General features: G+C 51.0%; 13 protein-coding genes. 2 read left to right on the top strand and 11 right to left on the bottom strand.

The window, feature by feature from the left end:
- Nucleotides 1-19 precede the first annotated feature (19 nt).
- The 3 genes from KHS78_RS08235 to KHS78_RS08225 are packed head-to-tail and all read right to left on the bottom strand — an operon-like array spanning nucleotide 20 to nucleotide 1,927.
- Nucleotides 20-826, bottom strand: coding sequence for a PilW family protein (locus KHS78_RS08235; RefSeq protein ID WP_211827131.1), 807 nt, complete (start codon nucleotides 824-826; stop codon nucleotides 20-22).
- Nucleotides 827-828: 2 nt separating this feature from the next.
- Nucleotides 829-1,401 (bottom strand): type IV pilus modification protein PilV, encoded by a 573-nt coding sequence (gene pilV, locus KHS78_RS08230; RefSeq protein ID WP_211827129.1) that lies wholly within the window; start codon nucleotides 1,399-1,401, stop codon nucleotides 829-831.
- A gap of 4 nt (nucleotides 1,402-1,405) precedes the next feature.
- Nucleotides 1,406-1,927, bottom strand: coding sequence for a GspH/FimT family pseudopilin (locus KHS78_RS08225; protein ID WP_211827127.1), 522 nt, complete (start codon nucleotides 1,925-1,927; stop codon nucleotides 1,406-1,408).
- A gap of 478 nt (nucleotides 1,928-2,405) precedes the next feature.
- Here KHS78_RS08225 and ilvG point away from each other — a divergent pair, with 478 nt between their 5' ends.
- Together ilvG and ilvM are read left to right on the top strand one after the other, a co-directional pair.
- Entirely contained in the window at nucleotides 2,406-4,121 is a 1,716-nt protein-coding gene (gene ilvG / locus KHS78_RS08220) for an acetolactate synthase 2 catalytic subunit (RefSeq protein ID WP_211827125.1), read from the top strand.
- Nucleotides 4,118-4,384, top strand: a complete 267-nt coding sequence (ilvM, locus tag KHS78_RS08215; RefSeq protein ID WP_211827123.1) for an acetolactate synthase 2 small subunit — start codon at nucleotides 4,118-4,120, stop codon at nucleotides 4,382-4,384. Before ilvG ends, ilvM begins: the two co-directional genes overlap by 4 nt.
- A 388-nt stretch (nucleotides 4,385-4,772) precedes the next feature.
- Here the strand turns inward: ilvM and KHS78_RS08210 are convergent, their stop codons facing one another.
- The 8 genes from KHS78_RS08210 to fliR all read right to left on the bottom strand — a co-directional run bounded on the left by KHS78_RS08210 (nucleotide 4,773) and on the right by fliR (nucleotide 14,019).
- Complete coding sequence (locus KHS78_RS08210; RefSeq protein ID WP_211827121.1) at nucleotides 4,773-6,554, bottom strand: N-6 DNA methylase; 1,782 nt, start codon at nucleotides 6,552-6,554, stop codon at nucleotides 4,773-4,775.
- Nucleotides 6,555-7,225: 671 nt separating this feature from the next.
- Nucleotides 7,226-7,978, bottom strand: coding sequence for a flagellar type III secretion system pore protein FliP (gene fliP / locus KHS78_RS08205; RefSeq protein WP_425513964.1), 753 nt, complete (start codon nucleotides 7,976-7,978; stop codon nucleotides 7,226-7,228).
- Entirely contained in the window at nucleotides 7,975-8,406 is a 432-nt protein-coding gene (locus tag KHS78_RS08200) for a FliO/MopB family protein (RefSeq protein ID WP_211827119.1), read from the bottom strand. The genes fliP and KHS78_RS08200 overlap by 4 nt, the downstream gene beginning before the upstream one ends.
- A gap of 5 nt (nucleotides 8,407-8,411) precedes the next feature.
- The gene (gene fliN / locus KHS78_RS08195; protein WP_211827117.1) at nucleotides 8,412-8,822 is read right to left on the bottom strand and encodes a flagellar motor switch protein FliN; all 411 of its coding nucleotides are present in this window, start codon (nucleotides 8,820-8,822) and stop codon (nucleotides 8,412-8,414) included.
- A 47-nt stretch (nucleotides 8,823-8,869) separates the two neighbouring features.
- The gene (locus tag KHS78_RS08190; protein ID WP_211827116.1) at nucleotides 8,870-9,844 is read right to left on the bottom strand and encodes a flagellar motor switch protein FliM; all 975 of its coding nucleotides are present in this window, start codon (nucleotides 9,842-9,844) and stop codon (nucleotides 8,870-8,872) included.
- Nucleotides 9,845-9,938: 94 nt separating this feature from the next.
- Complete coding sequence (gene flhA, locus KHS78_RS08185; protein WP_211827107.1) at nucleotides 9,939-12,053, bottom strand: flagellar biosynthesis protein FlhA; 2,115 nt, start codon at nucleotides 12,051-12,053, stop codon at nucleotides 9,939-9,941.
- A 17-nt stretch (nucleotides 12,054-12,070) separates the two neighbouring features.
- Complete coding sequence (gene flhB, locus KHS78_RS08180) at nucleotides 12,071-13,243, bottom strand: flagellar biosynthesis protein FlhB (RefSeq protein WP_211827105.1); 1,173 nt, start codon at nucleotides 13,241-13,243, stop codon at nucleotides 12,071-12,073.
- On the bottom strand, nucleotides 13,243-14,019 hold the full coding sequence (gene fliR / locus KHS78_RS08175; RefSeq protein WP_211827103.1) for a flagellar biosynthetic protein FliR: 777 nt from the start codon (nucleotides 14,017-14,019) through the stop codon (nucleotides 13,243-13,245). Before fliR ends, flhB begins: the two co-directional genes overlap by 1 nt.

Genomic DNA, 14,019 nt, shown 5'->3' with positions numbered 1-14,019 from the left:
TTGTTGTTCATCATGATGTTTAGTTCTTGACCGTTACGGTGGTTGTAAACAGTTGCCGTGTAATGCCGTCGCTGGTAGTGATAGTCGGCGCATCCAGCAGAAGGAATTGTTGCTGCGGGTTATCTGTGCTGGTCATGGCGCTGGCCAGTAATGCGATACGTACAGCGCGAACATTATCCCAGGCATTGGCATTCACCCGGTCGGCGGAAACGTACTGGTTGATGCTGCCGTTGCTGTCTGTATCCACACCGTAGAGCAGCTGCAGGTTATCAATGCCGTCCACGAGACGTTGCGTGGTGCCGGTCCAGGCACTATTGGTATGGCTGTAAGCACGGCAGGCCAGGGACGGATAAGGGTTACCATTCGGCGCATCAGCCGGTTCAATCGTAAAGACTTCGGTGATTTGTTGACCGGTAACATCATTACCGATGCAGTCTGTGGCGGTACCGGAGGTGCCGGCAACCGGCCAGTACTGTACCGCCAGACGATCTGCCGTATTGCCCGTACCGGCAGCGTTGCAGGCTGCATCGGATGTTGTTGGGATATTGCAGTCGGGCGCCGGGAAGTGGCGCGGCGCGTTAACGTCACTCTCCGTATGACCCGCCATGCGAATACTGTTGGCGATGAAGCCCAGGCTGAACCGGCCGTTTTCCATGATATAACCCAGAGATTCGTTGACGCTGAAGGTTTCCTTGTTCGATATCACAATCTGGCTGACGCCCAATAACAGCAACAGGCTGAGTGTGCTGGCAATCAGCAGTTCAATGACAGAGAGTCCCTGCTGGTGATGCAATAGCCTTTTTTGTGGGATTACTGTCGTCTGCATGATTATGGCCTGATCAATAAAGAGGTACTGAGCCGCTGGTTATTGTTCTCACAGTTACGACACAGCCAGTCGACCGTTAATGTGTAACTGCCGTTGGCCAATGCAGAGGTTACTTGTCCGCTGTTCAGGTAATCGGGGCTGCCGGATGAAAATCCGTTAAAAGGACGTGGGCAACTGGTTTCCCACAAATCCCAGGCGGCCATTTGTGCGGGTGTGCAGGCGACAGCATTCACCTTTACACCACTGGGGGCAGGCAATGGATTGTAGTAGTCAGCACAGACAGTGGCGGGTCGGTTAGTGCAGTCTGGTGCATTGGCTGCGGTGACATAACGGGCCGTACCTGCAACGTCATCCTGGTAGGCATTGATATTGCCCCGGATGCGTTCAGCCAGATCCTGCACCAGCCAGGTGGCATGGGAGCGTTGAACCCCGTCCTGGTTGCCGCGCACCGCAGTAATTTGCAACGCCGCCATGCCCAGCAGGCCGATGGTCATGATCACAATGGTGATCAGCACTTCAACCATGCCGACGCCACGGTGTCTGTTGATACGGGGTTTGCAGAAGGGTATCGACATGGTTTCAGCATCCTTCCCCGGGATTGATTCTTTGGGTAGTAAGACGACCGGTTGCTGAGAGGCTCAGACATCGGGCGCGATCCCCGGTGGAGGAGAGGTCATTGGCAGATATCCGGAATGAGCTGGTCGCGTTACGGGTTGTGCCATTCCCTTCGTAAATCAGGGCAGAGGTTGTTCTTGCGTCATAAGTGGTTGTGATGATGACATCGTCGTCGGGGGCTGGATACTGCTTTAGTGTGACACCACTAACCACCGCCACTTCCCAGCCTGTCAGCCAGTTGCCAGGCAACCCGCCGAGTGGCTTGACGATAATGGAGGTATTACGTTTGACCGCTTCACTGCGGGCATACTGAACGGCACCGGCAAGCTCCATACCGGTTCCGGAAACCTGTTCATTCAGAAGAAAGTCGTTAAACGACGGTGCCGCGATACCCAGCAGGATACTGAATACCGCCAATGTGATCATCAGCTCAACGAGGGTGAAGCCTCTGGCCTTGTGGTGTCTTCTGTTCTTGTTATCGCGCACGGGTTAGCCACGGTTTGTTGGTATTATTGGGTTTTCCATGAACCCGGCAGCTAATCAGTGGTGTTCCTTTCCGGCTGCCCTGTTTGCTGTGTTTGTAATGACTATTTTTCTGAACTGGCGGTGTACGTCGATGGGTAGGTAGACAACTGGCCTGTTTTTCAGAGTGAATGGTCTTTTTTGTCAGCTTTCTGTTTGCTAAGTCACGGAAAACTGTCAGCATGCAAACAAGGTCAAAGCGTTTGTTATTTTTGGCATGCTGTGTTAGAAGTTACAGCAACATTAATGATTAGAAAAACATGAACCAAAACCTGTCCACCCTGATTATTGTTCTGCTAGTCGTTGTGATTCTGGGATCACGGCGGGGGACATCCATGGGCTGAAAACAGGCTGACAAAGGATACCGAAAACCCCCGCTCCGAAAGGACCGGGGGTTTTTTTGACGATAAGAAATGTGTTTCCAGACCCCGAGGACCAGGGCATGTGCAGGCAGTCAGAAAACGACAATGAAGCATCGAATAACAATACTGAAACATCTTTAGAGCCGTTATCGGGGGCTGAGTATGTGGTTGAAACCCTGGCACGTCATCAGGTAACAACGGTCTTTGGTTACCCGGGTGGCACCATTATGCCGGTCTACGATGCGCTTTATGGTAGTCCTGTTGAACATGTGCTGTGTCGTCATGAGCAGGGGGCATCTCTGGCAGCGGTGGGGTATGCGCGGGCAAGTGATCGTGTGGGTGTCTGTATTGCGACATCAGGCCCTGGTGCGACCAACCTCATTACAGGGCTTGCGGATGCTATGTTGGATTCCATACCCGTTGTAGCGATTACCGGGCAGGTGCCGCTTGCTGCCATAGGGTCAGATGCATTCCAGGAAGTCGACATACTGGGTGTCTCGCTGGGGGTGACAAAACACAGTTATCTGGTGACCAGTGTGGATGAGTTGCCTGAAGTGCTCGACGAAGCGTTTCACCTGGCGAAAAGTGGGCGGCCGGGACCTGTTCTGGTGGATATCCCCAAGGATATTCAACAGGCACTGATGATTCGGCCTGCAGCGCGTTACCCGACTCCCCACGGGGTGGCGATACCTGATAGGGACGGGATTGAGCAGGCGCGTCATCTGATACAACAGGCTGAACGTCCCATTGCCTATGTGGGCGGCGGTGTCGGGATGGCGGGTGCAGTGAGTGAATTACGGCAATTTCTCCTGGAAACCGGTATGCCATCAGTGACGACATTAAAGGGGATTGGCGTCGTTCCTGATCACTTTGAGCAGCACCTTGGTATGTTGGGAATGCATGGTAACCAGGCGGCCAATCTGGCCATACAGCAGTGTGACCTGCTGGTCTGTATCGGTGTTCGTTTTGATGACCGCGTGACCGGTAAGCTGGATCAGTTCGCGCCTGATGCACGGGTTATTCATATGGATATTGATCCAGCTGAGCATAACAAACGACGCCAAGCGGATGTTTCCATTACTGACAACCTTTCCGATGTCCTTCCTGGACTAACAGAAACACTGCTGATTTTTGAGTGGCAGTTGACGTGTCGGGCGCTCAGACACCGTTACGCCTGGCGTTATGATCATCTTGGAGAAAGGATTTATGCGCCACGACTGCTGAAGCAGCTTAACAACGAATTACCTACCGATACCGTCATCAGTTGCGATGTCGGGCAACACCAGATGTGGGTAGCCCAGCATATGACATTTGATCGCCCGGAAAATCACCTTAGCAGTGGTGGGTTGGGCACCATGGGATTCGGTTTGCCGGCCGCTATTGGGGCTCAGTTGGCAAGACCGGATGCCTTGGTCATCAATGTCACCGGGGATGGCTCTTTCATGATGAATGTTCAGGAGCTGGCCACGATCAGGCGCAAGCAGTTACCGCTCAAGATTCTTCTTATGGATAACGAACGACTGGGTATGGTGCGCCAGTGGCAGGAACTGTTCTATGACGAGCGCTACAGCGAGACCAACCTGTCTGATAATCCGGACTTTGTCACCATGGCCAGTGCGTTCGGCATTCCCGGAGAAACCATATGGCGTAACGACCAGGTGAGTGAAGCGCTGCATCGACTGCGTAATACGGAAGGCGCCTATTTACTGCATGTGGCGATTGATGCCACGGACAATGTCTGGCCGCTGGTGCCACCGGGGGCTGCTAATCACGAAATGCTGGAGGAGGGAGCATGAAACATCAGTTATCCATTGTCGCCAATAACCGCTCGGCAGTACTGGAACGCATTCTTCGGGTTGTTCGCCATCGAGGGTTTGAGTTGACCGCCATGAGCATGCCCCAGGTATCCGGTTCCCAGATTCAGTTGGCATTGTCCGTTTGTGGCGAATATCCGATTACACAGTTAAACAAGCAGCTGGATAAATTGATTGATGTTACGGATGTGACGGTTCAGAAGGCGCACCAAGATGCGCTGAACGCAGGCAGGGCAGCGGTCTGATCGCTCCAGACGTGTGCGATATCTCCTACAGCATGTTGAGCATATTACGGCTTACTGTCGTTTATTTAACGGGGTTAGTATAGAGCCATGGATGAGACACACAGGATGTGTGGAGTAAGGAAGCTCATCAAGGACAAGGAGTATCGCGCAGGGAAGTGCTGGCGCAGGATGTGCCACACGGAAGTAGCAGGAAGTATTCAGGGAATGAATACAGCACAGGATGTGCAGAGACAAGGGGCATGCAGGGAAGCACAGTCCTTTATCTTTTTTTACCTTCACTCTTGGTCGTTAGTCAGATATTTTCCTCTCGCTCTTCATAGACTGTTACTGTTAAATAAATACGTAACGTGTTGCGTAAGATAGCTTTCTTTATACCGCACCCCTTTGATTAGTTCTTCCAGATTTTTCGCTGAAAGGTTAATGCCTTATCTTGCAGAAAACGAATCTCCGCATGGATGCTGCGAATTTCTTCCCAGTTCTGTCGGGCCATATCCTGTTCGTCATCTGACATTTTGGGAATAGGCAACTTCTTGATATCCCGGGTTTGCAGCAAGGGCACAGAAGCACCTGAGCGAAGTTGTTGGAGTACTGCCTGACCGGCGGAGGAGCTGAGGTATTGGAACAGAACTACGGGATCTTTAATCCAGGTACCTTTCTTTAGTCGTATGATCTGGAAGGACTGACTGGCAATCCAGTTATTGCCGCAAATGGTAGGTACCAGGCCAACTTTTCCGGTATGTCCTTTGATAACCAGCAGAATATCACCCGGCTTAAGGCGTTGTTGAATCGCGCGTTCCCGGTATTCATTCACGATGACGGGCTTGCCTGCTTGTTCAACGACACCTTCGGCACTGATATCGGATACCATCACTTCCAGAAACTGATCGCCATTGAGCATATTGTCAGATTTAACGGATTGGCCGCGAATCAGGTCTGCCAGTTCAGACAGTGGCACGGTTTCACTGGATACGGCTTGCAATCGCTTCGGTGGTGTTTTCGTCAGGTAACGATCAACCTGCATGTTGTAGTCGTTTTCAACCAGCTCATCGTACGACACTAGACGTGAATGAGCGGTGATTTCCTGTTCTTCTATCTGTTGATAAATGACATCCGGATTTCGAAGCGTATTGGGCTGGGGATAAATCTGGTTTCGTTTGGTGTGAGCACGGAAATACGCTGTGGAAGCATCGAAAATCATGATGTCATGGTGATGCTGTTGCTTATCAAAGATCATCAGACAGGGCGTATCCCGATAAGGCGCAAGGGATGATGAAGGGAGACGGATAACGGCCTTGATTATCCCTTCTTCCAGCAGTTGCTTTTTAAATCCCCACTCTTTACCCGCTGTCCGCTGCAGGATTGATTCAGTCACAACGGCAATGGTTTTCTTACGACACTGTGCTAATAAATGCCGAATGTGAATAATATCACCATACAGCGGCTGCTCCGGAAAACGGCCATAGAGATCATTAATCTGTTTAACGTTGTAACGTTGTTTTGAGGGTGGACAGGCAAAACAGTAATCAAACTGTACCAATGCACCGGGTTTCAACCAGACGGGACTAAAAATGGGGTGGCTGACACGGTGTTCAATGGCCTGATCTGCCAGCAGGTTGGTGATATAAGGCAGTGGGCTTGCCAGGGGTAATTCGGTATACACATTCTGCTGTTGCGCCGCGAGCTGATGAGCCACTGACAAAGTGCCATTAAAAGGACAGTAGCAGGCGGAGTTTTTTTCAGGTGCCAGCAATAGTGTCATTAATTCGGCAATATCGTCGGGGAGAGTCCAGAAGGGGGTCTGTGTTCCTGCACGGTTAATCAATTGTTGCAGTGTGTGCGGTATTTCCGGGTAAATAATGAGTTCAGCCTGCAGCGCCTTGTTCAGATTGCTAATCAGCGTATCAACCTTGTCCTGTGGGATACTTTGCAGGCAGGAAAAGCCAAAAATCTCGGGATGGCAGGCAGAATCCTCCAATGCTGACAGACGGGTAAGGTTTTCTCTGATCGTCGCGGGTTGTAAGCCAAGTATGGAGAGGGAGGACGGTAAAAGGTGCTTTTTCTCCAGCCAGGCCCAGGCGATCAGTTGACCCAGTAGCAACAGTTGGTCGCAATACCAGATTTCATCCCTGTCGTTATCATCGATCATGCGCAAGATAACGTCTGTGCTCATGGAAGGCCTCCTGCCATTTTCCTTGAACGACTCGATTTTCCCTGCCCGGTTGGGTGCCCATAACAGGGCTGTTTCCTCTCAGGGTTCCCTGATTGTCTGTTTTTGCTTATTTCCGGATTTTACTGACTGTCCCTACTGGGGCTTTTTAAGCCGTTTTACGTAATCATCAATCTTCAAAAATTATCACCTTACTATAACTTTAATAACAATCTGATTTAAAACTCAAGAATAAAAAAAAATAGTAAATCGCTGATTAATTGAATAGGTGTTTGATCGTCGTACAGTAGACGTTCTTTTGACGAATATAGGCCCAATAGACCTTGCTGTTAATCGGAAGGGTCAAAGCAAAATACTCACTGAGAGCAGAGTGTCACCGGTGATATTTGGAAGCCAAAAAGGGGGATGTTTCCACTTGGTCAGCATTTGGCGGATGGCTGTTTTGCTGTGTCATTCACTGTGAGCGTATGGGATTTGACGTCAATCATCTGACGAATCGAGCGACATTGGTATGGAATATTGATAAGTCTGATCCTTAAGGCAGGAGAGGTAATGTGCAACTGAGAGCGTATTAGACGCTGTTATGTGTAATGAAAGTTATAAAATTTAACCGCTTAGCTCAGTCGTTTCAGAGAATAGTTGAAGTGTGGAGGAGGCGGTATCAGCGTCAATAGTTAGTTAAAGCTGTTAGCCAGTGTCCCCATCGTCAATGCCCAGCCATCAACCAGTACAAACAGCATCAACTTAAACGGCAGTGAAATCATCTGGGGAGACAACATGATCATCCCCATCGCCATCAGTACGCTGGCAACCACCAGGTCAATGACCAGAAAGGGGATAAACAGGATAAAGCCGATTTGGAACGCCGTTTTCAGCTCACTGGTAATAAAAGAAGGAATCAACACCGAAAAAGGGACATCCTGCGGGCTGGCCAGATTATCTATACGGGCAATGGCCAGAAACTGCTCAAGATCTGTCTCGCGCGTGTTATTGAGCATAAAACTCTGGATCGGTGCAGCAGCCAGTTTGACGGCTTCCAACAATGTCACCTGTTCACTGAGATAAGGGGTAATCGCCGATGCGTAAATGTCCTGAAACAGCGGCATCATGATGAGCAGGGTCAGTGCCAGCGCCATACCGATCAAAACACGGTTGGGAGGGGTTTGCTGCAATCCCAACGCCTGTCGGAGAATGGCCAGGACCACAATGATGCGCGTAAAGCTGGTCAACATCAGTAGTGCCGCCGGCAGGAAACTGATGGCGGTCATCAACAGGAGAACCTGCAGACTGACGCTGTATTCCCTGTTATCGCCGGTTTCTGTCACGGTCAGAACGGACATGCCCTGGGGATCAGCCCATCCGGTCAAAGGTATGAGTGCAATAATGCACACGACACTGGTATAAAGCCGGGACAGTGTCCGGTTCACGGATCATCTCCTGTTCTGGCTTTCTGTTGCGGAGGTTTAATAGCAAGAGAAAAGAGGGTGGCAAAATCCCGGGTTTCTTTTTCAGTGTTATCCACAACCGGTGAATCAAACACATGCAGGCAGTTGGCCTGTTGATTTGACACACTGATCAGTAATTGTTTATCCCCAGCCTCAATGAGGCAAAGCCTGACTTGTCCGGATACCGGTGTTGAGGAGAGGACTTTTACCGGACCTTTGTTGTTTACACTGTGCAGGTTAAACCGTTTCGCCAACAGGCCAAAGCCGACAATCATTCCGACAATCAGCAGTAGCGGCAAACCAATCTGAACCAGGTAACCGGTTGCACTCTTGGAGGTTTCCTGTGCAGCCTGCGCCACGCCTGTTAACAACGGAAGCAGTGGAAGCAGCAGATAACGTGCATTATTCATTGTTATCAGGACAGTTTCTTAAGCCGCTCGGATTCGCTGACAACATCAATCAGCCGGATGCCGTAACGGTCATTGATCACCACAACTTCAGCAAACGCAATCAGGGTGCCGTTGACTTTCACGTCCAGCGGTTCTGAAGCTTCCTTTTCCAGAGCTACCACGGAACCCTTGTTAAGCTTGAGCAGATCTCCCAGATTAATGGTCGTGCTGCCCAGTTCCAGTGACAGGGTGACAGGGATATCCAGGATAAGTCCGAGATCGGGCCTGGCGTCACCGTCGCTGCCAGACTCGTCACTACCATTGTCGCCAGCAATATCCTCCACGCTGACCGTATCGGACTTTGCCTGTGTGTTTTCACTGGCACCACTCTCAGGCTCGGTGCTGGTGGTTTCGTCCTTGTTTTCTTCGTCGCTCATCCTTGGTCTCACTCATCTCTCTGAGGGCGGACTGCTTTGCCGAGGGGTTATTCGCTTTTCTCTTTTTTTTCTTGTTGTCTGATTTTTTGTACGATTTTTAATGCCATGTTGCTGTCAATGGTACAGACTGAGGCTTTCAGGCAAGGGATGCCTGCCACCTTGACGGTGACCTGCCGTGGCATTTCGGCCTTGATGACATCACCTGCCTGAAGATCAAGCACTTCCTTTAATGACAGAGGCACCTGACAGAGCGTGGCGCTCATATCAACGGGCGCCAGCATGATGTTCTCCTGTAATGTGCTCTTCCACTTGGGATCCTGTGCCGTGTTATTGTAAGAATGAATTTTTTCCCGAATAGGCTCCATGGCACGATAAGGGAGCACCACTTCCATCTGTCCCTCAATATCGGCAATCTTGACAGTAAAGCGGCTAATGATAATCAGCTCGGAATCGTTGTAGAAAAAATGCGACACGGGTGTTGAACTGGTGTCCAGTTCTCGAATTTTGAACGGGATGATGGTTTCCCAGACTTCCTGAAGATTTTCCAGGGAAGCATCCAGAAAACGGTGCAGCATCCTTTTTTCTGTCGGTGACATTTCCCGTTCATCCTCTGAGGTCAGGGTGTCACCACTGCCACCAAAGAACAGGTCAATCAGCGCTGTGATCATGGATCGGTCAATTTTGACGAAACCATTGAATTTCAGCGTGGTCACTTTGAAGGCATGCAGGCTGGCTGCTTCTCGGGTATCAAGGGAATAGGTGCCAAATTTCATGGAAACGACAGAACTAAATGTCACTTCCGCTTTATGACGAAACAGGTTATAGAGGCTGAAACGCAGCTGCTGGGCAAAGCGCCGATACAACACTTCCAGTGTCGGCTGCATGTCCAGAATTTTGTAGTCAGGGTTGGTGAGATCGAAATGCTTGATATCAGCAAAATCAGAATCCGTCTGGATCCGTTTGCTGTCCCAATCAATCTTCCTGAGCTGCTCAAGTGCTTCCCTGGACTTCGAGGTTTTCACGGTGCCTCCTGCGACGCGATAGATCGTCTGTGTTCCCTGCAGTCTGACTACCTGAATAAACTGACTATAAATCGATCACCAGTAACTAACAATATTAGCCTACCTTCCCGACAATGAGGATTTCTCTGTTGTCAGGGATTTCATTAAACGACAACACATTTAAACCATGGGTGCAGACACGGGCATATTTGGCTAGCATAGGTCGCAAAACCGGTGAAACAATCATGATGGGCTGGCGCCCTTCAGACTGTAACTGTCGTGTTATTTCCGGAAGGTTGCTTTGCAACTGGGTATTCAGATTAGGCTCCAGTGGAATGGCATCTGGCGCGTACTGCCCTGATTGCTGTGCCTGCTGGTGGGCATTCAATAATAGTTGTTCAAGTTTTTCATCCAGGGTTACCACGGGAAGTTCTGTCCCTGTTCCAATCAGGTTTTGCACGATGCTGCGTTTTAACGCTTCCCGCACTTTGCCTGCCAGTAGCAGTGCGTCAGTGGTTTGATCCGCATTTTCAACCAGCGTGTTGGCGATGGTGCGTAAATCAGAGATCTGGACCTTGTCCATCAATAACTCTTTAAGTACGCGCTGTAGTTGGCTGACCGATAATTTCTTGGGTGTGAGTTCTTCTGAGAGTTTTGGGGAAAGCTGCGTCAGCTTTTCAATCAACTGCTCAGTTTCATCATGCCCTAGCAGTTCATAGGCATGCTCTTCTACCACCTTGCTGATGTGTGTGGCAACCACCGTTGAGGCATCAACAACGGTGTACCCGAGGCTGACCCCCTGATCCTGCATTTCACTGGTGATCCAGATGGCATCCAGCCCATAAGCAGGATCTGTGACGGCTTTTCCTTCCAGATTGCCGTATACCTGACCCGGGTTAATGGCCAGATATTTGTCGGGTTCCACTTCACCTTCCGCCACACTGACACCCATCAGGGTAATGTTGTATGTGTTTGCCTTGAGAGACAGGTTGTCGCGGATATGCACGCTGGGTACAAGAAAGCCAAGCTTGGCGGAAAGCGTTTTACGAATCCCTTTAATCTGGTTGAGCATTTGCCCACCCTGTTGTTTATCGACCATGGGAATCAGTCGATAACCAACCTCAAGACCCAGCGGGTCTACTGCCGGCACATCGTCCCAGGAAAGCGGCTGATCACTGGCGTCAGGCTGTTCAGCAGGCTCAATATCCGGCTTTTTATCATCACCATCATCCGACAGGTGTTGTTGGAATAACCAGTACGCGATACCGCCGACGGCCAGCCCCAGTCCGACAAACGCCATATGCGGCATGCCTGGTACCAGACCAATGATAATAAGAATGATCGCCGTCACTGACAGCGCGCGGGGTGACGAAAAGAGCTGTTCGCTGATCTGCTCGCTGACATCGGCAGATTCGGAGACACGGGTAACAATAATCGCCGCAGCCGTTGAGAGTAAGAGGGAAGGAATTTGTGCCACCAGACCATCACCAATGGTCAGCAGGGCAAAGATGGTGAACGCATCACTGAAACTGAGATCGTGTTTCAGGGTGCCGATCAGCAGGCCACCGATAATGTTGATGGCCAGAATCAGCAAGCCCGCCATGGCGTCACCACGAACGAACTTGCTGGCACCGTCCATGGAACCGTAAAAGTCTGCTTCGCGAGTCACCAGGCTCCGGCGCTCCAGCGCCTGCTTCTGATCAATGAGACCGGCGTTAAGATCAGCGTCAATTGCCATCTGTTTGCCGGGTAATGCATCCAACGTGAAACGGGCGGATACTTCAGATATACGTCCAGCGCCTTTGGTTACAACAACAAAGTTGATAATGACCAGAATGGCAAACACCACCATACCGACTACGTAATTGTTGCCAACAACTACTTCACCAAATGACTGGATCACTTTACCGGCCGCATCGCCGCCCTGGTGCCCCTTCAGCAAAACGACCCTTGTGGATGCTACGTTGAGCGCCAGTCGCATCAATGTGGCAACCAGCAGGATGGTTGGAAATACCGCAAAGTCCAGTGGCCTTAAGGCATAGATGCTGACCAGCAATACCAGTAATGACAAGGCAATGTTAAAGGTAAACAGCATATCCAGCAGGATAGGCGGCACTGGTAGTGTGACCATTGCCATCAGCACCAGCACGGCTAACGGAATCGCGATTTGCGCTTTTCCCAGTTTTAGCAGCTGCTGTAGTGTCAGAAGATTACCTAATCCCTTGTTCATGGTAATGCATCAATCCTTTAGTCGTTTTCACTACCGGCTATTCCCCGGTTGGCGTATTGCTGGAAATGTTCTGGTAAGTCAAAGTTGTTCGGTAATGGTGTCGGCTCCTGTCCCCGTCCGGCCTTAAATTCCCGCAGACGATAGACATACGCAAGAATCTGGGCGACAGCATGGTAAAGGTCCGAGGCCACTTCCTGATTGATCTTTGTTGTGTAATAAATTGCACGGGTCAGGGCCGGGGTGCGGACAACGGGGCGTTTGTGTAGCTGCGCCGCCTCAATAATCGTTTGGGCGATTTCATCGACACCTTTGGCCACGACGAAGGGGGCCTCTGAACGTGTCTTGTCGTATTTCAACGCGACGGCAAAGTGGGTCGGGTTGGTTATGATGACATCGGCTTCGGGAACCTCCTGCATCATCCGGCGTGTGGCCACTTCCTGTTGCAGGTCACGTACACGACTTTTGACTTCTGGGCGCCCTTCCGTTTCCTTGCTTTCATCTTTTAGTTCCTGCCGGGTCATTTTCAACTTGCGGCGGTATTCGCTGACCTGGAAAGGCACATCAATAATGGCAATAACCGCCAGTGCGGCGGCAAAGCCCAACAGACTCCAGGTCACGATGCTAAGACTTTCACGGATAGCCATGGCGACGGGCTTCATGCTTAACGTCAGGATATCTTTCATGACATTGTTGATGATCAGATAAAGGGCTCCGGTCACCAGCATCACTTTCAGAATGGATTTAATGAGTTCAACGATAGAACGGCGTGAAAACATCCGCTTTAATCCCTTGAGGATGCTCATTCTTGATAACTGTGGCTGTAAGGGCTTGGCGGAGAATAGCCAGCCTCCCAGGCCAAGTGAGCTGGCAATAATGGCCAGTATCATCAGACCGAAAACGGGTAACAGGGTGCCGAATATCGTGATGAAGCTGTCTTTCAGCCGGGCGGACATGGCGCCGGTATCCAGCAGGCTGGCACGGTCAACGGAAAAGTTCTCAGCAAAGACGGCCAGGAAACGCTGACTGATCTGGTCACTGAACACCAGCAGGGCGACACAACTGCCCAGGAACAAGCCGACCGTGACCAGTTCTCGTGAGCGGGGAGCTTCGCCTTTGTCGCGTGCGTCTTTAAGGCGTTTCTCCGAGGGCTCTTCACTACGCTCCTGACCGCTGTCTTCATTCTCTGCCATCAGCCACCTCGCAGGAGAACGTCAAGGGCTTCCAGCGCCTCACCGGTGAGCTCAAGGTAGAGGCCGGCGATACCAGACACCGTGATCATGAGGACCAGTACGCCGGCCATCATGCTCATGGGAAAACCGAGGGAGAACACATTGAGCTGTGGTGCTGCCCGGTTCATGACACCAAAGGAAATATTCACCAGCAGCATGGAGGTGATGGCTGGCAGGGCAATGATCAGGGCGGCGCCCGTAGCCCAGCTCATCAGGCGGGTCAGAGTATTGAGATCCAGCATGTCAGCGCCGATGGGGGCAACCGGCAGGGTCTCGAAGCTGTGAACCAGCACATTAATCACCACCAGGTGGCCATTCATGGCAAGAAACATCAGGCTGGTGAGTATCTGGAAGACCTGACCGATGATAGGGATGCTGACGCCATTGATGGGATCGTACATCATCGCCATACCCAGACCCATCTGCAGCGAGACCATCTGGCCGGTCATGGCGAAAATGGCGTAATAGATGTGCAGCAACATACCGCCCATAAAGCCGATCAATAATTGCTGCAACAGAATAAGGAGGCTGTCGCCAGACAGGGGATCCACCATGGGCATGGCGGGCAATAACGGCGCAATAAGAAAGCTGATGGCCAGTGCGAGTACCAGACGAATACGCATCGGTACCATCGCTGAGCCAATCAGCGGCATCACCATGAGCAGGGCGCCAATACGGAACAGCGGCCAGAGGAACTGACCGAGCCAGGCGGTGATCTGTGCCGTGGTCAGTTCCAT

It is taken from the genome of Kistimonas asteriae (assembly GCF_018263925.1).
GTDB classification, from domain to species: Bacteria; Pseudomonadota; Gammaproteobacteria; order Pseudomonadales; family Endozoicomonadaceae; genus Kistimonas; species Kistimonas asteriae.
The sequence above is the reverse complement of the archived record's forward strand: the minus strand, read 5'-3'. Positions and strand labels throughout refer to the sequence as shown.